The sequence below is a fragment of the Rhodoferax lacus genome, from assembly GCF_003415675.1.
Taxonomy (GTDB): Bacteria; Pseudomonadota; Gammaproteobacteria; order Burkholderiales; family Burkholderiaceae_C; genus Allorhodoferax; species Allorhodoferax lacus.
On sequence record NZ_QFZK01000014.1, the window covers coordinates 37,782 to 56,334 of the forward strand.

At 63.5% G+C, this 18,553-nt stretch carries 21 protein-coding genes; 11 read left to right on the forward strand and 10 right to left on the reverse strand.

Annotated features, from left to right (window positions below):
* Positions 1-312 precede the first annotated feature (312 nt).
* The gene (locus DIC66_RS17495) at positions 313-1,158 is read right to left on the reverse strand and encodes an NAD(P)H-binding protein (protein WP_158558940.1); all 846 of its coding nucleotides are present in this window, start codon (positions 1,156-1,158) and stop codon (positions 313-315) included.
* A 130-nt stretch (positions 1,159-1,288) separates the two neighbouring features.
* On the opposite strand from DIC66_RS17495, the gene DIC66_RS17500 reads away from it, so the two are divergent.
* Positions 1,289-2,221 carry an AraC family transcriptional regulator gene (locus DIC66_RS17500; RefSeq protein WP_158558941.1) on the forward strand — a complete coding sequence of 311 codons (933 nt, stop codon included), beginning with the start codon at positions 1,289-1,291 and terminating at the stop codon, positions 2,219-2,221.
* Positions 2,222-2,241: 20 nt separating this feature from the next.
* On the opposite strand, the gene DIC66_RS17505 is transcribed toward DIC66_RS17500, so the two are convergent.
* Positions 2,242-3,165: a DMT family transporter gene (locus tag DIC66_RS17505; protein WP_199534787.1), complete on the reverse strand. Its 924-nt coding sequence runs from the start codon at positions 3,163-3,165 to the stop codon at positions 2,242-2,244.
* Positions 3,166-4,002 carry a DMT family transporter gene (locus DIC66_RS17510; protein WP_233505972.1) on the reverse strand — a complete coding sequence of 279 codons (837 nt, stop codon included), beginning with the start codon at positions 4,000-4,002 and terminating at the stop codon, positions 3,166-3,168.
* A 65-nt stretch (positions 4,003-4,067) separates the two neighbouring features.
* Here DIC66_RS17510 and DIC66_RS17515 point away from each other — a divergent pair, with 65 nt between their 5' ends.
* On the forward strand, positions 4,068-4,469 hold the full coding sequence (locus tag DIC66_RS17515; protein WP_117179388.1) for a phage holin family protein: 402 nt from the start codon (positions 4,068-4,070) through the stop codon (positions 4,467-4,469).
* Between the two features lie 227 nt (positions 4,470-4,696).
* On the opposite strand, the gene DIC66_RS17520 is transcribed toward DIC66_RS17515, so the two are convergent.
* Positions 4,697-5,092 (reverse strand): PIN domain-containing protein, encoded by a 396-nt coding sequence (locus DIC66_RS17520; protein ID WP_117179389.1) that lies wholly within the window; start codon positions 5,090-5,092, stop codon positions 4,697-4,699.
* Positions 5,089-5,331: an AbrB/MazE/SpoVT family DNA-binding domain-containing protein gene (locus tag DIC66_RS17525; RefSeq protein ID WP_117179443.1), complete on the reverse strand. Its 243-nt coding sequence runs from the start codon at positions 5,329-5,331 to the stop codon at positions 5,089-5,091. The genes DIC66_RS17520 and DIC66_RS17525 overlap by 4 nt, the downstream gene beginning before the upstream one ends.
* A gap of 169 nt (positions 5,332-5,500) precedes the next feature.
* Here DIC66_RS17525 and DIC66_RS23155 point away from each other — a divergent pair, with 169 nt between their 5' ends.
* The 5 genes from DIC66_RS23155 to DIC66_RS17545 all read left to right on the forward strand — a co-directional run bounded on the left by DIC66_RS23155 (position 5,501) and on the right by DIC66_RS17545 (position 10,392).
* Positions 5,501-5,668 (forward strand): hypothetical protein, encoded by a 168-nt coding sequence (locus DIC66_RS23155; protein WP_158558942.1) that lies wholly within the window; start codon positions 5,501-5,503, stop codon positions 5,666-5,668.
* Positions 5,669-5,774: 106 nt separating this feature from the next.
* Positions 5,775-6,257 (forward strand): rhodanese-like domain-containing protein, encoded by a 483-nt coding sequence (locus tag DIC66_RS17530; RefSeq protein ID WP_117179390.1) that lies wholly within the window; start codon positions 5,775-5,777, stop codon positions 6,255-6,257.
* A 15-nt stretch (positions 6,258-6,272) separates the two neighbouring features.
* Positions 6,273-7,226: a serine O-acetyltransferase EpsC gene (epsC, locus tag DIC66_RS17535; protein ID WP_117179391.1), complete on the forward strand. Its 954-nt coding sequence runs from the start codon at positions 6,273-6,275 to the stop codon at positions 7,224-7,226.
* A 66-nt stretch (positions 7,227-7,292) separates the two neighbouring features.
* Entirely contained in the window at positions 7,293-8,222 is a 930-nt protein-coding gene (locus DIC66_RS17540) for a family 2A encapsulin nanocompartment shell protein (protein WP_117179392.1), read from the forward strand.
* Entirely contained in the window at positions 8,197-10,392 is a 2,196-nt protein-coding gene (locus DIC66_RS17545; protein WP_233505973.1) for a family 2A encapsulin nanocompartment cargo protein cysteine desulfurase, read from the forward strand. The genes DIC66_RS17540 and DIC66_RS17545 overlap by 26 nt, the downstream gene beginning before the upstream one ends.
* 52 nt (positions 10,393-10,444) lie before the next feature.
* Here the strand turns inward: DIC66_RS17545 and DIC66_RS17550 are convergent, their stop codons facing one another.
* The 5 genes from DIC66_RS17550 to DIC66_RS17570 all read right to left on the reverse strand — a co-directional run bounded on the left by DIC66_RS17550 (position 10,445) and on the right by DIC66_RS17570 (position 14,380).
* Positions 10,445-10,891 carry a DUF2934 domain-containing protein gene (locus DIC66_RS17550; RefSeq protein ID WP_117179394.1) on the reverse strand — a complete coding sequence of 149 codons (447 nt, stop codon included), beginning with the start codon at positions 10,889-10,891 and terminating at the stop codon, positions 10,445-10,447.
* 126 nt (positions 10,892-11,017) lie between these two features.
* Positions 11,018-11,851 carry an ABC transporter permease subunit gene (locus DIC66_RS17555; protein WP_117179444.1) on the reverse strand — a complete coding sequence of 278 codons (834 nt, stop codon included), beginning with the start codon at positions 11,849-11,851 and terminating at the stop codon, positions 11,018-11,020.
* A gap of 56 nt (positions 11,852-11,907) precedes the next feature.
* Positions 11,908-12,699 (reverse strand): taurine ABC transporter ATP-binding protein, encoded by a 792-nt coding sequence (locus tag DIC66_RS17560; protein ID WP_117179395.1) that lies wholly within the window; start codon positions 12,697-12,699, stop codon positions 11,908-11,910.
* A 6-nt stretch (positions 12,700-12,705) separates the two neighbouring features.
* The gene (gene tauA / locus DIC66_RS17565) at positions 12,706-13,719 is read right to left on the reverse strand and encodes a taurine ABC transporter substrate-binding protein (RefSeq protein WP_117179396.1); all 1,014 of its coding nucleotides are present in this window, start codon (positions 13,717-13,719) and stop codon (positions 12,706-12,708) included.
* Between the two features lie 142 nt (positions 13,720-13,861).
* Positions 13,862-14,380, reverse strand: coding sequence for an Rrf2 family transcriptional regulator (locus DIC66_RS17570; RefSeq protein WP_117179397.1), 519 nt, complete (start codon positions 14,378-14,380; stop codon positions 13,862-13,864).
* Positions 14,381-14,485: 105 nt separating this feature from the next.
* Between DIC66_RS17570 and nhaR the strand changes: the two genes are divergently transcribed.
* From nhaR to cysW, 4 genes are all read left to right on the forward strand, one after another.
* On the forward strand, positions 14,486-15,382 hold the full coding sequence (gene nhaR, locus DIC66_RS17575) for a transcriptional activator NhaR (RefSeq protein ID WP_117179398.1): 897 nt from the start codon (positions 14,486-14,488) through the stop codon (positions 15,380-15,382).
* Positions 15,383-15,539: 157 nt separating this feature from the next.
* Positions 15,540-16,538 (forward strand): sulfate ABC transporter substrate-binding protein, encoded by a 999-nt coding sequence (locus DIC66_RS17580; protein WP_117179399.1) that lies wholly within the window; start codon positions 15,540-15,542, stop codon positions 16,536-16,538.
* 231 nt (positions 16,539-16,769) lie between these two features.
* Positions 16,770-17,621: a sulfate ABC transporter permease subunit CysT gene (cysT, locus tag DIC66_RS17585; protein WP_117179400.1), complete on the forward strand. Its 852-nt coding sequence runs from the start codon at positions 16,770-16,772 to the stop codon at positions 17,619-17,621.
* On the forward strand, positions 17,618-18,532 hold the full coding sequence (gene cysW / locus DIC66_RS17590) for a sulfate ABC transporter permease subunit CysW (protein ID WP_117179401.1): 915 nt from the start codon (positions 17,618-17,620) through the stop codon (positions 18,530-18,532). Before cysT ends, cysW begins: the two co-directional genes overlap by 4 nt.
* Positions 18,533-18,553 lie beyond the last annotated feature (21 nt).

Below are 18,553 nucleotides of genomic sequence, written 5' to 3' on the forward strand. Positions count from 1 at the left end.
GATCATGAAACGGGCGCGGCTGCGCCACAAGGAACGCTTTCTTGCTTGCTTATGCGTTTTCCGAGTTAGCAAGGCCCTGTATCTGAACTATCTCTGCATGGGCGCTACAAAACCGTCGGAGCCGACTACCAAGCGCATCAACTGGTGCGGTGTATCCTGGGCTCTGACTGTAGAGACCCGGGCCTGCACGTCCAACAAAGCAATTGGCATTTTCTAATTTGGAAAATACGCGCAGCAGACGCAAATGCAGAGCAGGCGGGAAGGCTCTCTGCCTACCCGCCTGCTGCACTTCACCTGCAATGTGCCCGGTGTTTACTTCGCGCTGGCCCAGGCCGCGCGGTAGTCGTGGGCGTATTGGGCAAGCGTCTTGGGTGCGCGGCCCAGGATGGTTTGCACCGCGTCCGTTGTGCGCTCGGAGTAACCCGCCTTGAAGTACCCCAGGATCAGCACCAGGAAGTCGGCATAGGCCGCAGGTACACCGGCTTGCACCAGGCCTGAGAGCATGGCTTCAGCGGGGATGTCCTGGTAGCCAATGCTGCGGCCGGTCTCTTGCGAGAGCACCTGGGCCACGGCGTCGTGGTCATAGGCGACGCTGCCGGTCAGGTCGAATTCCTGGTTGTCCAGGGTATTGCTGCTGAGCAGTTGCGCGGCCACAGCGGCGATGTCCCGCGCGTCTATAAAACTACCCTTTGCTGTGCCCACAGGTAAAAAGATTTTTCCGTGCTCCAGAATGCCCTGGATCCAGAAGGTGTTGAAGTTCTGCATGAACCAGTTGGGGCGGATGATGTTGTACGTCAGACCCGCATTCAGCAGATGCACTTCGGCCTTGCGCATGGGGGCGGCTTCATCGGCGTTGGCGCCCATGGCCGTCATCAGCACCACTTTCTTCACGCCGCTGGCCTTGGCCGCGTCGATGGCGGGCACCAGCAGCAGGTCCTGCTGGGCAAAGCCGGGGGGGCACAGCAGGAAGGCCTGCTCCACGCCTGCAAAGGCCTGGGCCAGACCTTCGCCGGTGGCCAGGTTGAGGTGCACTTCGCGCGCTGCATCCGTCACGGGTTTGCTGGTTGCCTTGAGGACTGCGTGCCCGCGCTCGGTGAGCAGGCGGACCAGTTCGGAACCTACGGTGCCGTTGGCACCGATCACAAGTGTTTTAGCCATGGGGTTGTCTTTCGATAGTTGGTGATGGCTGGATGATGCGCCGGCTATTCCGTACTTGAAATGGACATAAATCCATTTTTCATGTCCAATCGTACGAACTTCTTTTCTGCGTGATGCCTTCATGGACCTCTTGAGCGACCTTTTCCAACAGGCCGGGCTGCGGCGCAAGCTGCTGGACCTGCGCCACATCAGCCCGGCTTGCGCACTGCAATTTCCCTGCGAGCGCAGTGTGGGTTTGCACGTGGTGGTGCAGGGCACGGTGTACCTGCATGCGCCCTCCCTGCCCGAACCGCTGCAGTTGCAGGCCGGTGACATGGCGGTGATGGCGCGCGGCTGCCTGCACACCCTGAGTGCCAGCGCGCGCTTCAAAAACGTGAAGCCTGTGGGCCTGGCAGACAACTGGCACAGCGCAGACGCTGATACCAAGTCAGCAACGGCCAACACCGTGATCAGCGGCGCCTACCAGTTCTGGCACACACCGGTGCACCCCTTCTTTGAGGAAATGCCCGACTGGTTTGTGCTGCGCGCCCAGGACGCCACAGAGGCCCCGCAGCTGCAGCACAGCCTGCACTTGCTGCAGCAGGAGTTGCAGGTGCAGGCGCTGGGCAGCACCGCCATCGTGTACGGTCTGCTGGATGTGCTGTTTGTGTTGCTGATGCGCGAGATCGTGCAACGCCAGGAGCAACCTCAGGTTAGCTGGAGCCAGTCGATGCAGGACCCGCAGGTGCAGCGTGCGGTGCAGGCCCTGCACGCCGATTGCGCCCGGCAGTGGACCCTGGGCACGCTGGCCAGCCATGCGGGCCTGTCGCGCACCAGCCTGGCCGAGCGCTTTCGCAAACGCATGGGCAACACGCCGCTGAACTACCTGCGCACCGTGCGCATGCAAAAAGCCATGGGCGTGCTCAGCGGCTCCGAGCGCTCACTGGAGCAGATTGCGCAGGAGGTGGGCTACCAGGATGCGTTCAGCTTTTCCAAGGTCTTCAAGCGCACCGTGGGCATCGCCCCGCGCGAGTTCCGCCGCCAGGATGCGCAGGACCGCACGCTGGCCTGGCGTATTGGCTAAACGGAGCAATTGGCTGGGCTTCAGTGCCCCGGCTTTTGCGCCCGCGCCACGAGCAGAACGCCCAGCAGCGACACCGCCAGCCCCAGCGCCATGGCCCAGGACAGGGGCTCCTGAAACAGGGTCCAGGCCCAGACCATGGTGACCGGCGGGCTGAGGTACAGAATGGCGGTGACCCGCGCGGGGGAGAACTTTTGCAGCGCCAGGTAGTACAACCCCCAGGCACCAAAGGTGGCAATGAACACCAGCCAGAGAATGCCGCCTATGAACTCGCGCTTGAGCACCGGCAACACGCTGCCCTCATGCCAGGCAAAGCCGGCAAAGATGACGGCCGCTGAGAGGCACTGGATGCACAGGCTCTGGTACACCGGCATGGCGCCCGAGGCACTGCGTTTTTGCAGCAGGCTGGCCAGTGCCAGCAAGGTGGTGCCCAGCACCGGCCACAGATAGACCCAGGCAGAAGTGTCCGTGTGACCCGTGGACCAGGCGGATGCAATCAGCACCCCGGCCACACCCAGCCCGGTGCCCAGCCACTGGCGTGCACTCAGGGCCTGGCCCAGCACCGGCCAGGACAGCAGGGCCACGGCCAGTGGCAGCATGTCGGTGATGAGCGCCACGATGCCGGTGGGCGCACCGTGGGCAATCGCCAGCGAATAACCGGCCAGATAACCCGCCATCGCCAGGGCGCCAAACGCCACCTGCTGCAGCACATCCTTGCCGCGCATTCGCGGCCCCGCCAGCAGCGCCAATGGCAGCAACAGCAGCCCGGACACCAGGCTGCGCCACAGCAGGATCAGGAAGATGGGCGCGTAGTCCGTGGCAAAGCGCACGCCCACGAACCCGGCACTCCAGCTCAGCACCATGGCCACTTCCAGGCCTGCGCCTGCGGCCAGGGCCAGCCAGCGTGCGCGCTGGGTTGAAGCCTGCGGCGCGCCGGGCGCGCCCACCTAGCGGCTGCCCCAGAACGCGGCGCCCACCACCAGCGTGGCAGCCAGCGCCACGTTCCACTGCAGGGGCTGACCGGTGCTGACCAGCAAGAGCACGGTGGACAGAATGGGCGTGGCAAAGGCCAGCAGGCCGATGCGCCGGGTGTCGCCGCGCTTGATGGCGGCATCCCACAAAAAGAAGGCGCCGCCCAACGGGCCCAGGCCCAGGATGGCGATCAGCACCACGTCTTCGGTGCTCAACGTAATGGATGGCTCCAGCAGGGCATGGGCGGCCAGGGACAGCAAGCCCGAGGCCGCGGCAAAGCCGCCCACGGCGGCCGTGGGAAAGGCCGGCAGCCGGCGCGTGAGCAGCGAATAGCTGGCCCACACAAACGCCGAGGCCAGCGCCATCAGATAGCCCGCATGGAAACCATCACCCGCAAACGCGGGCCCACCCCGCCCCAGGATGGCAATGGCCGCGCCGGCAAAGCCGATGAGCGCGGCCACGATGTGGCGCGCGTGCAGGGACACGCCCTTCAGAAACAGCGGCGCCATCACCACCATGCCCAGCGGCCAGAGGTAGTTGATGAGGTTGGCCTCCACCGCGGGCGCATGGCGCAGGGCCATGAAGAGCAGAAAGTGAAAACCAAACAGCCCGTAGATGCCCACCAGCAGCGTGGGCAGCGGCACCTTCCAGCGCGACAGACGCCACTGCGCCAAGGGCAGCGCAATCACACTGCCCACCAGCAGGCCAAGACCCGTGAGGAGGAAGGGAGGGATGTGGGCCAACCGCACCCCCAAAGGGGCCAAGGAGCCCCACAAGGCAATGGCGGCCAGCGCCAACAGATCTGCTTTCAATTCGGCTTTCATATGGGGGGTGAGGATACCGCCCGCAGGGCCGCCCTTGCCCTTAGACTCCGGCCATGATGAATGATCTTCAACCCTTTCTTGTGCATTGGGCCATCACCGCGCTGGCGCTGTGGGTGGCCAGCCACGTATTCAAGGGCATCCGCTTTGCGGACCTGGGCTCCCTGCTGGTTGCCGCACTGCTGCTGGGCTTTGCCAACGCCGTGGTGAAGCCGCTGCTGATCGTCCTGACCCTGCCGCTGACCTTTCTGAGCTTTGGACTGTTTTTGCTGGTCATCAACGCCTTGATGATTCTGCTGGTCTCAGCCCTGGTCAAAGGCTTTCAGGTCTCGGGCTTCTGGACCGCGCTGTTTGCCAGCCTGTTCATCTCGCTCATCAGCTTCCTGCTGCAGATCTTTGTACTGGGTGGCAGCAGCGCGCATGAGGTCCACATGCCCCCGGGGGGGCAGTGGTTGTAGCCTGAATGGGTTCAGGCGGGCGCGGCTTCGGCTTGCACTGTGGTCTGGCCTGCGGGTGAGGCGCTGGCAGCCGGGCCGCTCGGCCAAGGAAGCGAATCGCACTTGCTTATGCGAAAGCCGTGCATGGAACGCAACGCTTCAAGGACCAGGCGCACGAACTGGGTTGCGGGTCGCTTGGGCAGCGTTGCTTGCTGCGGAATAAGGAATGAACTCTGCGCTTGTGGGCTTCAGCCCAGGAGCGCCATGCCTGTGTGCCTGCATGCACCCACATCAAAGGTCACGGTTTGGCTGCAGCCTGCACCGGATGCCGATTGTTCGATCAGACAGTCTGCAAAGTCGGCCTTGCCTGCACCGAAGGTACGTAGCGCACGCAGCACCTGATCGGAGCGTTCCACCCTGAGTTGTTTGGTTCGAAGAACGGCCTCCAGGGCCTGCGCCACCTGCTCGCGGGTCAGGTCGTAGCAAGAAGTCAGGACCCAGTACAACTCCACCACACTGACTGTGGCGATGTATCCGGGATTGCTGCTGTCGAGCGACTCTATGAGACGGTTTGCCTTGGGCGACTGCTTGGCGTCGTCCTGCATGATGTAGCGCACCAAGACGTTGGTATCCAAGCCTATCATCGTGCCGCGGCTCCACGCTTTGCAATGGCAGCTTGCATGTCCTCAATGGAAACCGCCTTCCTGGCCTTGTCAAACATGCCCTTGAGTTCCGTTACCTCGCTGTTGGCAGCCATAAATTCATAACGCCCCGGTGCGACCTGAATGAATTCGACGCGATCTCCGGCTTCGATCTGCATCGCTTTGCGAACGGCAACGGGAATGGTGATCCGGCCTTTGGATGTGACTCGTGCGCTTGCCATCGGTAGCTCCTTTTGCCTCACCTTAGAGTTTGGAACGGAAGGCGTCAAGGCCCGCGCCGCCTTACGCGCTCGCGTTATTTGCAAGGCCGTTTTCCTTCGTTCCGATTGCGGCAGTACCTACCCAGAATGCAAAGCATGACCACACAGCGCAACTGCGCAGGAGAGCACCATGCCATTCAGCACCGCCAGCCGACACACCCGCCCGACCAGCGCCCCACTGGAAGCCAACCCCTTTGACAAGGAAGAGGTATTGCCCGGCCTGGGCATTGCCGTTTTGTGGGTGGTGCTGTCCTATGTGTTTGTCAGCCTGTTGATGCTGCCGGTGCACCCGGTGTAGGGGGCTTGTGAGATTGGGCTTATGCAGTTTGGCTTATGCGATTTTCGAGTAAGCAAGGCCAATTTCAGTCGTTTGGTTTTGGGTCCCGGCTGCTTACGCTTGACCCATGACCCAACTAACCCCAACCCCCATACAGGCGAGCGGTGCCCTGCCCGCTGCGCTTGAATCCATACGCACCGTCGCCTTGTCCACCGGCCTGCCCTATGCGGGCGCGGTGCCACCCCAGCTGGCCTGGGAACTGTTCTCGGCCGGCGAGGTGGTGCTGGTGGATGTGCGCAGCACCGAAGAGCGCAAGTTTGTCGGCCATGTGCCCGGCAGCCAGCATGTGGCCTGGGCCACCGGCACAGCGCTCACCCGCAACCCACGCTTTGTGCGCGAGCTCGAAGTAAAGGTGGGCAAGCAGGCCACCATCCTGCTGCTGTGCCGTAGCGGCAAGCGATCGGCGCTGGCAGCGCAGGCGGCGGCCTCGGCGGGCTTTACCCGGGTGTTCAACATCCTGGAAGGCTTTGAGGGCGAGATCGATGCCAGCAAGCACCGCGGAGCCAAGGATGGCTGGCGCTTCCACAAGCTGCCCTGGGTGCAGGACTGAACGGAAACCGATCTGATGGCAACTGCAAGCAACTACAAGACGGCCAGCGCATCGCATGGACCGCTGCTGGACCTGGAACACGTCGTGGGCGAACTGGCTGCGGTGCGCCAGGAGTGGCGTCTGTCGCAGCAGCGCTCCAACGAGCCCGGCGGGCGCGAACTGCCCTCGCGCGATGCGCTCTCCGACATTCTGAAAGGCCTCAAGGGCGTGCTGTTTCCCATGCGCCTGGGGCCCACCGATTTGCGCCAGGAGAGCGAAGACTTTTATGTGGGCCACACGCTGGGCGTGGTGCTGCATGCGCTGCACGCCCAGGTGCGGCTCGAGTTGCACTACACGGCGCGCCACCGAGAGGCACTGGACAGCGAGGCACTGGACGCCCAGGCCACCACGCTCACGCGTGACTTTGCCGCGGCCCTGCCCGGCATCCGCCGCCTGCTCGACAGCGATGTGGTGGCCGCCTTTGAGGGCGACCCTGCCGCGCGCAGCGTGGACGAAGTGCTGCTGTGCTACCCCGGCATTCTGGCCATGATTTACCACCGCGTGGCGCACCGCCTGTACCGCTTTGGCGTGCCCCTGCTGGCGCGCATTGTGGCGGAGCTGGCGCATGCGGAAACCGGCATCGACATCCACCCCGGCGCCCGCATCGGAGCGGGCTTCTTCATCGACCACGGCACGGGCGTCGTGATTGGCGAGACCGCAGTGATTGGCGAGCGCGTGCGCCTGTACCAGGCCGTCACCCTGGGTGCCAAGAGCTTTCCGGTGGATGCCGAGGGCAAACCGCTCAAGGGCCAGCCACGCCACCCGACGCTGGAAGACGAGGTGGTGATTTACGCGGGAGCCACCGTGCTGGGCCGTATCACCGTGGGGCGCGGCGCCTCGATTGGCGGCAACGTCTGGCTCACGCATGACGTGGCACCGGGCACGCACATCACGCAGGCCAGCGCGCGCCAGGATCTGAAAGCTGCCTGAAGTACCGCCGCCACACAAGCAACCGAAACCTTTTTTCTCACCTCTTTTCAACCCCCGGAGACTCCCATGTCAGACATAGCCCCAGGTCAATCCGCGCTCAGCGACAACGCTGCGCGGCAACTAGCCAACGCCACCAAGACCGTACCCATTCTGAGCACCATCAGCCCGCGCTGGCTGGTGCATCTGCTGCAATGGGTTCCCGTGGAAGCCGGTATCTACCGCCTCAACAAGGTCAAGAACCCGCAGGACGTGCTGGTGGCCTGCGCCAAGCGCGATGAGTCCGAACTGCCGCAGACCTTTGTGGACTACGAAGAAACCCCGCGCGAGTATTTCCTCAACGCCGTCTCCACCGTGCTGGATGTGCACACCCGCGTGTCGGACCTGTACAGCAGCCCGCATGACCAGATCAAGGAGCAGCTGCGCCTGACCATTGAGACCATCAAGGAACGCCAGGAGTCCGAGCTGATCAACAACCCGGATTACGGCCTGCTCGCCAGCGTCGCACCGGAGCAGATCATCAACCCGCTGACCGGCGCCCCCACCCCCGATGACCTGGACGAGCTGCTGACCAAAGTCTGGAAAGAGCCCGCCTTCTTTCTGACCCACCCCTTGGCCATTGCCGCGTTTGGGCGCGAGTGCACACGCCGCGGCGTGCCACCCCCCACGGTGAGCCTGTTTGGTTCGCAGTTCCTGACCTGGCGCGGCGTGCCGCTGATTCCCAGCGACAAGGTGCCTGTGGCCGATGGCAAGACCAAGATCATCCTGGTGCGCGTGGGTGACAAGCGCCAGGGCGTGGTGGGCGTGTTCCAGCCCGGACTGGCCGGTGAACAGAGCCCGGGTCTGTCGGTGCGCTTCATGGGCATCAACCGCAGCGCGATTGCCTCCTATCTGATCAGCCTGTACTGCTCACTGGTTGTCCAATCCGACGACGCGCTGGCCGTGCTGGAAGATGTTGAAGTGGGCAAGTTCCATGACTATCCAGACACCTACAAGTAATCTGCCGGGGGAACATCCCCCTGCAGGTCTGCCCGACATCGCCATGCTGACGCAGCTGGCCGGTGCCTTCTTCTCGGCCCTGCCGGGACAGGCGCCTCAGCTGCCGGCCTCTGCGCCGTCGCTGGGCAGTTTGCCGCAGCCCTCGCCACCGGCGTTTGGGAATGCGCAGCCGAGCGCGCCCGCTTTGGGGAGCATTCAGCCGCCCGCGCAAGCGCTTGGCGGGGTGCCTGCACCCACCAACGTGCTGCCCGGTGGCAGCTCGCTGGGACCTACGGCGCGTGAGCCGCAATCCCCTGCGGGTCTGCCCTTTGGACAGCCGCCGCCCGGTGCCAATATGGCGCCGACCACGCCACAAAATGCGCTCAACCTGGGCGCATCCACACCCGCACTGGTGCCGCACTCCGCAGCGCCCAACGGCCTGCCCGACAACGCCACCCTGGTAGCACCCGCTGCAGACAACCGCGTTGGTGGACAGGTGCTGGGCGTGCCACAGCCTGTTGCCCATAGCGTGCCCACACCGGCCACTGCGCCATCGAAGCCCACTGCGGGAGGCGCATCCGTGCCCGCCGCACCGGGCGTCGGTGAATCAGCGGCTGTGACGGCAGGCAGTGCAGCGCTTCCGGCCGACAGTGCTTCGGCACCGGCTCCGGCGGCTGAGGCTTCGCCCTATTACTTCGTCAACAGCGGCAGCGGCTATCCGTCCACCGTGACCGATTACAGCGCACCGCGCGAAGACCGCGTCACCGCGCATTCCTTTGGCCTGCCCGGTGCCGACGATTTGCGTGCGCTGCTGAGCAACAACCCACGCGTACCTGCACAAGCAGGTGCAGCACCGGTTGCCAACAGCAGCGGTGCGCAGGCGGCGGGTCCGTTCTATTTTCTGGAACCTAAACGGGACCCCAAAGGTTTCGCCGGAAGGGATCCGGAGATTGATGCGTCACGCCATCCGGCCTTTGACGTCAACGCGGTGCGTCGGGATTTCCCCATCCTGCAGGAACGCGTGAACGGCAAGCAATTGGTGTGGTTTGACAATGCCGCCACCACGCACAAGCCCAAGGCAGTGATTGACCGGATCTCGTATTTTTACGAACACGAGAATTCGAACATCCACCGTGCGGCCCATGCGCTGGCCGCCCGCGCCACCGATGCCTACGAAGGTGCGCGCGAGAAGGTGCGCAACTTCCTGGGTGCGGGCAGCGTGGATGAAATCATCTTCGTGCGCGGTGCCACCGAAGCCATCAACCTGGTTGCCAAGACCTGGGGTGTGCAGAACGTGAACGAGGGTGACGAGATCATCGTCTCGAACCTGGAACACCACGCCAACATCGTGCCCTGGCAGCAACTCGCGGCCCAGAAGGGCGCGAAGATCCGCGTGATTCCGGTGGACGACTCCGGCCAGGTGCTGCTGGACGAGTACAAAAAGCTGCTCAATGACCGCACGAAAATCGTGTCCGTGACACAGGTCTCCAACGCCCTGGGCACCGTGGTGCCGGTGAAGGAGATCGTGGAACTGGCCCACCGCGCGGGCGCCATCGCACTGGTGGACGGCGCGCAGTCGGTCAGCCATATGCGGGTGAATGTGCAGGACATTGGTGCGGACTTCTTTGTGTTCTCCGGGCACAAGGTGTTTGGCCCCACCGGCATTGGTGTGGTCTACGGCAAGCGTGCCCTGCTCGATGCCATGCCCCCGTGGCAGGGTGGCGGCAACATGATTGCCGACGTGACCTTCGAGCGCACGGTGTTCCAGCCGCCGCCCAACAAGTTCGAGGCCGGCACCGGCAACATCGCTGACGCGGTGGGTCTGGGTGCGGCCATCGACTATGTGCAGCGCATCGGCCTGGAGAACATTGCCCGCTACGAGCACGACCTGCTGGCCTACGCCACGCACCTGCTCAAACCGATCCCCGGTGTGCGGCTGATTGGCACGGCGCACGAGAAGGCCAGCGTGCTGTCCTTCGTGCTCAAGGGCTACACCACCGAGGAAGTGGGCAAGGCACTGAACGACGAAGGCATAGCGGTGCGCTCCGGTCACCACTGCGCGCAGCCCATCCTGCGGCGCATGGGTGTGGAGACCACGGTGCGGCCGTCGCTGGCGTTCTACAACACCTGTGAAGAGGTGGACAGGATGATTGCGGTGGTACGGCGGCTGAGCGGGGCAAGGCAGCACTAGCCAGCGCTCCCCGCAAAGGAAAGAAGAGGGCGACCTGCGGGTCGCCCTTTTTTTACTTGCTGAAGTGCCCGGCGGCAATCAGCTGGTCAACTTCGGCGGCGGCGTTCAGGTAGTCCTGGTCCGGGTCGCCCGGCGTGAAGCCGCGGCGCTGGGCGATGTAGTAGGCTGCCACCTCGATGTAGTTGGCGCGCTGGGCCTGGTCGATGGCGGGGCCTTCGACCTTGCCGGCCTTCTTGGCAGCGGCCTTGGGTTTGGCTTTGGCGACCGGGGCGGCAACAGCTGCTGCGGGTTTGGCAGCCGCGGGGGCTTTGGGCGCGGCCTTGGCAGGTGCCTTGGCCACAGCCTTGACGGCGGCCTTCTTGGCAACGGGCGCAGCTGGCACCACAGCGGCCGGGGCTACCTTCTTTGCGACGGCTTTGGGCTTGGCCACGGACTTGGACGGCACTGCCGGTGGGGTGGTGCTGGTGTCAGCGACGGGCGCTTTTTTGCTGGTTGCCATGGTGGGCTCCTCTGGATTGGACTTGCATTGTGGGCCTGGAATGTTTCAACCGGTTGACGTCTGTCAAACGGACTGAAATGCCCCTTCCGCGAGCTAGCAATTAGTGCGCCAAACAACAGGCCACGCTCAGTTCTTGCCCTTCCAGGGCACCAGCCGGCCTTCCAGCAAGCGCATGGCCACGGTGAAGCCGAAGGCACAGACGGCGATGATGGCAATGCCCACAAACACTGCGTCGGTCGCCAGAAAGTGCGAGGCCGACATGATCAGGTAGCCAATGCCACGGTTGGCGGCAATCAGCTCGGCGGCCACCAGCGTGCCCCAGCCCACACCCAACGCGATGCGGATGCCGGTGAGGATTTCGGGCAGGGCCGAGGGCAGCACCACCTGGGTGAAGAGCTGCCAGCGGCTCGCCCCCAGAGACAGCGCCGCGTTGACCCGCTCCATGGGCAGCGCTCGCACACCGGCCTGGGCCGAGAGCACGATGGGCGCAAACATGGCCAAGGTCAGCAGGGTGATCTTGGAGGCCTCGCCAATGCCCAACCAAATGATCATCAGCGGCAGGTAGGCCAGGGGCGGCAAGGGCCAGTAAAACTCGATGGGCGTGTCCAGCACGCCCTTGGCCCAGCGGTTCAGGCCCATGAGCAGGCCCACGGGTATGCCCAATGTGATGGCAATGGCAGCGGCCGACAGAATGCGCGCCAGGCTGGCCGACACATGCTCCCACAGCGTGGCGTTGGCATAGCCGTCGTCCCAGATGCTTTGCGCCATGGTGATGACCTCGGCCGGGGTGGGCAGAAACAGGTGCGCCACCCAGCCGCTTTGCGCCAGCAGCCACCACAGGAACAGGATGGCGAGGCCGGTGGCCACACTGATGGGCACGGTAGAGCCTTCGCCAATGCCAAAGCTGCGCATCTTGACGAGGGTGGGCGCGGGCGGGCGCTTGCTGTATTCCGGCAGCATCAGGGTCTGGCTGGCATCGATGTTCTGGATCAAGGCGAGTTGGGCGGCGAGGTCGGTCATACGCTGTGCATCTCTTGGGTTTCGTTCTGGTGGACGATGGCGCGGATTTCTTCGCGCAGCTCGGCAAACGCTGGCAAGGTATTGACGGCGCGGGCGTCACGCTCAGCGGCAAAGCGGTGCACAAAGTCCACGTCAAAGCGCGCCACGATGCGCCCGGGCCGGGGTGACATGACGATGACCTGGGTGCCCAGGAACAGCGCCTCTTCAATGGAATGGGTGATGAAGAAAACCTGCTTGCCGGTGCGCGCCCACACATCCACCAACAGCTCCTGCATCTGTTCGCGCGTCATGCTGTCCAGCGCGCCAAAGGGTTCGTCCATCAGCAAGATCTTGGGGTCCGGTGCCAGGGCGCGCGCCAGGCCCACGCGCTGGCGCATACCACCCGAGAGCTCATAGGGCGCAGCGTTGGCAAAGTCCTGCAGGCCCACCAGGCGCAACAGCTCCTGGGCCCGCGCATTGCGCTCAGCTTTGGACACGCCGGCAAATTTCAGGCCCAGGGCCACGTTGTCCAGCACCGACTTCCAGGGCAGCAAGGTGTCCTTCTGGAACACCACGCCGCGGTCGGCACCGGGCCGGGTGACGGGTGCGCCATCCAGCGTGATGCTGCCACCTGACAGCGGCAGAAAGCCCGCCATGGCGTTGAGCAGGGTGGACTTGCCGCAGCCCGAGGTACCCAAGGCCACGACAAAGCCGCGCTCGGGAATGTCCAGGGATACCTTGTCCAGCGCCTGCACCGGCTGGCCATTGCTGCCGGCAAAGAAGACGCTGGCGTTTTCAACCTTCAGCACGGGTGGCTACTTTTTGAGCGAAGCCACGGCGGTGGGCGTCACAAAGGCGGCGTAGCTGGGCAGCACATCGAAAATCTTCTTTTGCTCTTTGAGGAAGGCCGAGGTTTCCTTCAGGATCTTGGCAATGCCAGACTTCTCGCCACCACCCAGCCAGGCGTCCGACGCTTGTGCGGACACGGGCACCAGGTTCAGGTTCAAGAGGCCAGCAGCCTGGTCAGCAGGGGTGCCGCCCAGCAGCTTGGCGAGTTGCTTGGCGTTGTCGCTGTCCTTGTCCCAGGCGGCCTTGTTGGACACAAAGGAGTTGGTGTGCTTTTCAATCACGCCGCTGAAGGCTTTGAGGAACTCGGGGTTCTCTTTGGCGAAGGCGCCAGTGGCTACCCAGGCCGAGAAGGTGGGTGCGCCTTTTTCAGCCACTTCCTTGGAGGTGACCAGCACCTTGCCGGTCTTCTTGAGTTCAGTGAGCGCCGGATCCCAGACGAAGCCGCCGTCGATATCGCCCCGGTTGAAGGCGGCCACGATTTCAGGCTGGGGAATGGCAAACACCTGCACGTCTTTTTCTGTGAGGCCCTGGCTCTTGATCAGCGCCAGCAACTGGTAGTGGTCGGTGGAGACGGGGGCGGCCGCGAGCTTCTTGCCCTTGAGGTCGGCCACGGTGTTGATGCCCGAGCCGTTGCGCACGACCAGTGCCTCATCGGTACCGGAGATGGAGGCCAGGTAGAAAGCCTTCACATCCAGACCACGCGAAGTGGCAGCGGCGTAGGGGCTGGAGCCCACATAGCCCACCTGCACATCGCCCGACGCAATGGCGGCAAAAATTTCGCCGCCGGAGTTGAACTTGCGGAAATCAATCTTGGTGCCGGTGGCCTTTTCAAAGTCGCCGTTGGCAATGCCCAGCGAGGATGGCAGGGCGTCTGTCTGGTAGGCGACGACGACTTTTTTGTCTGCAGCCTGTGTGCCGAGCGCGGTGGCCAGCAGGAGGGCACCGACGGTTGCGGTGAGCAGTTTCTTCACGAGTTTCATGGGATGTGTCCTTTGAGAGTTTGCAGGCGCTGCCAGGCGCGCCTTGGTTCAAACTGTAGAGACGGACACCCCGTTCACAAACGACCGTTTTCAGCATTGCATATGTGAAAACCGCAGAAGGCGGCCCTCACCATATGCAGATTCAGGCGCGCAGCGTCTGCCCCAGCGCGAACACCGAGTTGGGCACCAGCGGGCGCGGGGTCTGGCGAGCGGGTGCGGCCAGCACGCCCTTGGTGGTCTTCTGGCGCTCCTGCACCTTGAAGCCGCTGGCACGCTGCTCATCGGCCAGGCTTTTGAGGCTGATGGTTTTCATGTGCTCGAACACGGCGCTGTTGAGCGAGTCCCACAGGGCCTGGGTGTCAAGCACGCCCTCGCGTTCCTTGCGGGCACTGTGCGGGTCGCCCACTTCCTCGATGGCGCCAATGATGTCGGCCACGGTGATGCTGTCGCCGCGAAAGCCCAGGGCATAGCCGCCGCCAGGCCCACGCGTGCTCTCCACCAGGCTGTGCTGGCGCAGCTTGGCAAACACCTGCTCCAGGTAAGAGAGGGATATGCCATGGCGCAGGGCCAGGTCAGACAGGGGCACGGGATAGCCCTTCTCGCGCAGGGCCAGGTCAATCATGGCGGTGATGGCAAATCGTCCACGGGTACTGAGTCGCATCTTTTTCACTCCTGTACAGCGCGAAGGCGCTGAAAGGTTTGAATATATGCAGGACAATGCTTCGTGAAAAGTCGTAGTTTCAACAATCTCACTTCGTAAAACGCGATGAATTACAAACACCTGCTGTACTTCTGGGTCACGGCCAAGGCCGGGGGCGTGATGCGCGCGGGCGAGCAGCTGCACACCACGCCGCACACCCTGTCGGCACAGATCAAGCTGCTGGAAGACTGGCTGGGCCACAAGCTGTTTAAGAAGGCCGGGCGCAACCTGGAGCTGACCGAGGACGGGCGCCTGGCACTGGGCTATGCCGACCAGATTTTCACCCTGGGCGCTGAGCTGGAGGCGGCTGTGCGCGCCTCGACCGGGGCAGGTAACAAGGTGTTGGACTTCAAGGTGGGCGTGGCCGACTCGGTGAGCAAGTCGATTGCCTACCGGCTGCTGGAGCCCGCCCTGTCGATTACTGAGCCGGTGCGCCTGGTGTGCAGCGAGGGCAAGTTCCCGGAGCTGCTGGCCGAGCTGGCCCTGAACCGGCTGGACCTGGTGATTGCCGATGAGCCCATGTCGCGCCGCCTGAGCGTGCGCGCCTTCAACCACCCGCTGGGCGGCACAGCCATGAGTTTCTTCTGCACACCGGCCCTCAAGGCGCAGCTCAAGGGCAGCTTCCCCCAATGCCTGAATGGCCAGCCCATGCTGATTCCGGGGGCCCAGGCCTCGGTGCGCCAGCAGCTAGAAGGCTGGCTGACGCGCCACGGCGTGCAGCCCCACATCGTCGGCGAGTTTGACGATGGCGCGCTGATGACAGCCTTTGCCCGCGAGGGCCGCGGCATCTTCATGGCGCCCAGCGTGACCGAGGCCGAAACCATTCAGCAATTCGGCGTGAAGGTGATTGGCCGCAGCGACGAGCTGCGCGAAGAGTTCTATGCGGTGTCGGTGGAGCGGCGCATCACCCACCCCTGCGTGGTGGCCATCACCAAGGCCGCACGCGGGCAGCTGTTTGGCTAGGCGCGGCTTAGACGGTTTGGGCCATAAGCAAACAAGCAATACATCCTTGGGCTATGCTGCGCCGGTGTGCACAATCGCGCCTTTGGGCGGTTGCCTCGCGCGCTGTGCGCCGGGCGACTGGTCAGGCCTTTTCTCCAGAACTTTTATCAGGTCCTATATGAAACTCCAACACAAGCTCTCCCTGCTTTTTGCCGCTGTAGCCCTCACCGCCAGCCACCTGGCCTCCGCCCAAACACTGCTCAATGCGTCCTACGACGTATCGCGCGAGTTCTACAAGGACGTGAACACCGCGTTTGTGGCCAGCTACAAGAAGAGCACGGGCAAGGACGTCAAGATTGACCAGTCGCACGGCGGCTCCAGCGCACAGGCACGTGCTGTCAACGACGGCCTGGACGCCGATGTGGTGACCATGAACACCACCACCGATGTGGACTTTTTGGCCAGCACCGGCATCGTCGCCAAAGACTGGAACAAGCGCTTTGCCCACAACGCCTCGCCCACGTCGAGCACCATGCTGTTCCTCACGCGCAACGGCAACCCCAAGGGCATCAAGGACTGGGACGACCTGACCAAGCCCGGCGTGTCGGTGGTGGTGGTCAACCCCAAGACCGGCGGCAACGGCCGTATGGCCTACCTGGCGGCCTGGGGTTATGCGCGCAAAAAGGGCGGCACCGATGCACAGGCCGCCGAGTTCGTGGGCAAGCTCTACAAGAACGTGCCGGTGCTGGCCAAGGGCGGACGCGATGCCACCACCATCTTTCTGCAACGCAATATCGGCGATGTGCTGGTGACCTTCGAGTCCGAAGTGGTGTCGGTGGACCGCGAGTTTGGCACTGGCAAGGTGGATGCGATTCACCCCAGCATCAGCATCGTGGCCGAAAACCCGGTGGCCGTGGTGGAACGCACCGTGGCCAAGAAGGGCACGGCCGACCTGGCCAAAGCCTATCTGAGCTACCTGTACACCGACGAAGCGCAAGAGATCGCCGCCAAGCACGCACTGCGCCCCACCAATGCCGCCATCCTCAAAAAATACGCCGCCACCTTCAAGCCCATTCAGTTGTTCACCGTGGAAGAACTGTTCGGCTCGCTGGCCGAAGCGCAGAAGGTGCACTTCAATGACGGCGGGCAGTTCGACAAGCTGTATACGGTGAAGTAAGGGCCAGTCCCTGTCCCTGCATGTTTCAACCAGTGACAGCGCGTCACCGGTTGGCCGCGCTCTTTGCCGTGGTTCTCAACAACCTGAGAATCGCAGTTAAACCACCCCCCTTGCTCGGTTTTGGCATAAGCAAACAACCACAAAGTCGTTTGCGCCTGGGCCCGAAGTCCGCAGAATCGCGCTCTGGCCGCCTTTTGACCCCCAAGGGGTGGCCCTGTTTTTTCCATAGCCATGTCCACATTGACCCTTCCCCGGCGTCCTGCCAAACGCGTGCTGCCCGGCTTCAACCTGACGCTGGGCTACACGCTGTTCTACCTGAGCGTGATCGTGCTGATCCCGCTCTCGGCCCTGATCTTCAAGACCTTCACCCTGACCTGGGACCAGTTTGTAATGGCCGTCACCAGCCCGCGCGTGATGGCGTCGTACCGGCTGACCTTTGGCGCCTCGCTGATTGCGGCCACGGTGAACGCGGTGTTTGGCCTGCTGGTTGCCTGGGTGCTGGTGCGTTATTCATTTCCCGGCAAGAAGATCATCGATGCCCTGGTCGATCTCCCCTTTGCCCTGCCCACCGCGGTGGCCGGCATTTCGCTCACTGCGCTATTGGCCAGCAATGGCTGGGTCGGCTCGCTCTTGGAGCCCTATGGCGTGCAGCTGGCCTTTAACCGCAATGGCGTGGTGATTGCACTGATCTTCATCGGCCTGCCCTTTGTGGTGCGCACGGTGCAGCCGGTGCTGGAAGATGCCGAAAAGGAATTGGAAGAGGCCGCCACCTGCCTGGGTGCCACGCGCCTGCAGACATTTATCCACGTGATCTTTCCCACCATTGCCCCGGCCCTCCTGACCGGTTTTGCCATGGCCTTTGCCCGCGCCATTGGCGAGTACGGCTCGGTGATTTTTATCGCCGGCAACATGCCCATGGTGTCCGAGATCACGCCCCTCATCATCATTGGCAAGCTCGAGCAGTACGACTACGCCGGCGCCACCGCCGTGGCCGTGGTGCTGCTGGTGATTTCATTCGCCCTTCTGCTGGTGATCAACGCCCTGCAAGCCTGGCAGCGCCGCCGCAATGGAGCCCAGTCATGAGCAACACCCGCACCCAACGCACGGCCACTGCCGGCACCACCGAGCCCACCTGGGTCAAGTGGACGCTGCTGTCCATCGCCCTGGTCTTTATCTTCCTGTTCCTGGTGCTGCCGCTGGCCGCCGTGTTTACCGAGGCCCTGCGCAAGGGCGGCGGCGCAGCACTCGAGGCGCTCAAGGAACCCGACGCCTGGAGCGCCATTCGCCTGACCCTCATCACCGCCGCCATTGCCGTGCCGCTGAACCTGGTGTTCGGCGTTGCGGCGGCCTGGTGCATTGCCAAGTACGAGTTCCGGGGCAAGGCCTTTTTGACCACGCTGGTGGACCTGCCCTTCTCGGTGTCGCCTGTGGTGGCGGGTCTGGTGTACGTGCTCATGTTTGGCGCACAGGGCTGGTTTGGGCCGTGGCTGCAGGCGCATGACATCAAGATCGTCTTCGCCATTCCCGGCATCGTGCTGGCCACCATCTTCGTGACCTTTCCCTTCATCGCCCGCGAGCTGATTCCGCTGATGCAGGCCCAGGGCACCGAGGAAGAGCAGGCTGCGATTGTGCTGGGTGCCACCGGCTGGCAGACCTTCTGGCATGTGACGCTGCCCAACATCAAGTGGGGCCTGGTGTATGGCGTGATCCTGTGCAATGCGCGCGCCATGGGTGAGTTTGGCGCTGTGTCCGTGGTGTCCGGCCACATCCGCGGCCAGACCAACACGATCCCTTTGCATGTGGAAATTTTGTACAACGAATACCAGAGCGTGGCCGCCTTTGCGGTGGCCTCGCTGCTGGCGCTGCTGGCCCTGGTCACACTGGTCATCAAGCAGGTGGTGGAGTGGCGCTTTGAGCGCGAACAGAAGGCCGCAGCGGCATTGCCGCCCGAGCGACCAATGGTCATTCCCACCTCCGCTGCCACCCAAGCCTGAACTGAAAACCGTCTTTCGAGA

Excerpts from the sequence above, each read along its gene's own strand:
- cysT (WP_117179400.1), top strand. The coding sequence starts at position 16,770 with ATGTCCACATTGACCCTTCCCCGGCGTCCTGCCAAACGCGTGCTGCCC.
- DIC66_RS17515 (WP_117179388.1), top strand. The coding sequence starts at position 4,068 with ATGATGAATGATCTTCAACCCTTTCTTGTGCATTGGGCCATCACCGCG.
- tauA (WP_117179396.1), bottom strand. The coding sequence starts at position 13,719 with ATGAAACTCGTGAAGAAACTGCTCACCGCAACCGTCGGTGCCCTCCTG.
- DIC66_RS17570 (WP_117179397.1), bottom strand. The coding sequence starts at position 14,380 with ATGCGACTCAGTACCCGTGGACGATTTGCCATCACCGCCATGATTGAC.
- DIC66_RS23155 (WP_158558942.1), top strand. The coding sequence starts at position 5,501 with ATGCCATTCAGCACCGCCAGCCGACACACCCGCCCGACCAGCGCCCCA.
- nhaR (WP_117179398.1), top strand. The coding sequence starts at position 14,486 with ATGAATTACAAACACCTGCTGTACTTCTGGGTCACGGCCAAGGCCGGG.
- DIC66_RS17520 (WP_117179389.1), bottom strand. The coding sequence starts at position 5,092 with ATGATAGGCTTGGATACCAACGTCTTGGTGCGCTACATCATGCAGGAC.
- DIC66_RS17545 (WP_233505973.1), top strand. The coding sequence starts at position 8,197 with ATGACTATCCAGACACCTACAAGTAATCTGCCGGGGGAACATCCCCCT.
- DIC66_RS17555 (WP_117179444.1), bottom strand. The coding sequence starts at position 11,851 with ATGCTGCCGGAATACAGCAAGCGCCCGCCCGCGCCCACCCTCGTCAAG.
- DIC66_RS17530 (WP_117179390.1), top strand. The coding sequence starts at position 5,775 with ATGACCCAACTAACCCCAACCCCCATACAGGCGAGCGGTGCCCTGCCC.
- DIC66_RS17540 (WP_117179392.1), top strand. The coding sequence starts at position 7,293 with ATGTCAGACATAGCCCCAGGTCAATCCGCGCTCAGCGACAACGCTGCG.
- DIC66_RS17580 (WP_117179399.1), top strand. The coding sequence starts at position 15,540 with ATGAAACTCCAACACAAGCTCTCCCTGCTTTTTGCCGCTGTAGCCCTC.
- epsC (WP_117179391.1), top strand. The coding sequence starts at position 6,273 with ATGGCAACTGCAAGCAACTACAAGACGGCCAGCGCATCGCATGGACCG.
- DIC66_RS17550 (WP_117179394.1), bottom strand. The coding sequence starts at position 10,891 with ATGGCAACCAGCAAAAAAGCGCCCGTCGCTGACACCAGCACCACCCCA.
- DIC66_RS17525 (WP_117179443.1), bottom strand. The coding sequence starts at position 5,331 with ATGGCAAGCGCACGAGTCACATCCAAAGGCCGGATCACCATTCCCGTT.
- cysW (WP_117179401.1), top strand. The coding sequence starts at position 17,618 with ATGAGCAACACCCGCACCCAACGCACGGCCACTGCCGGCACCACCGAG.
- DIC66_RS17495 (WP_158558940.1), bottom strand. The coding sequence starts at position 1,158 with ATGGCTAAAACACTTGTGATCGGTGCCAACGGCACCGTAGGTTCCGAA.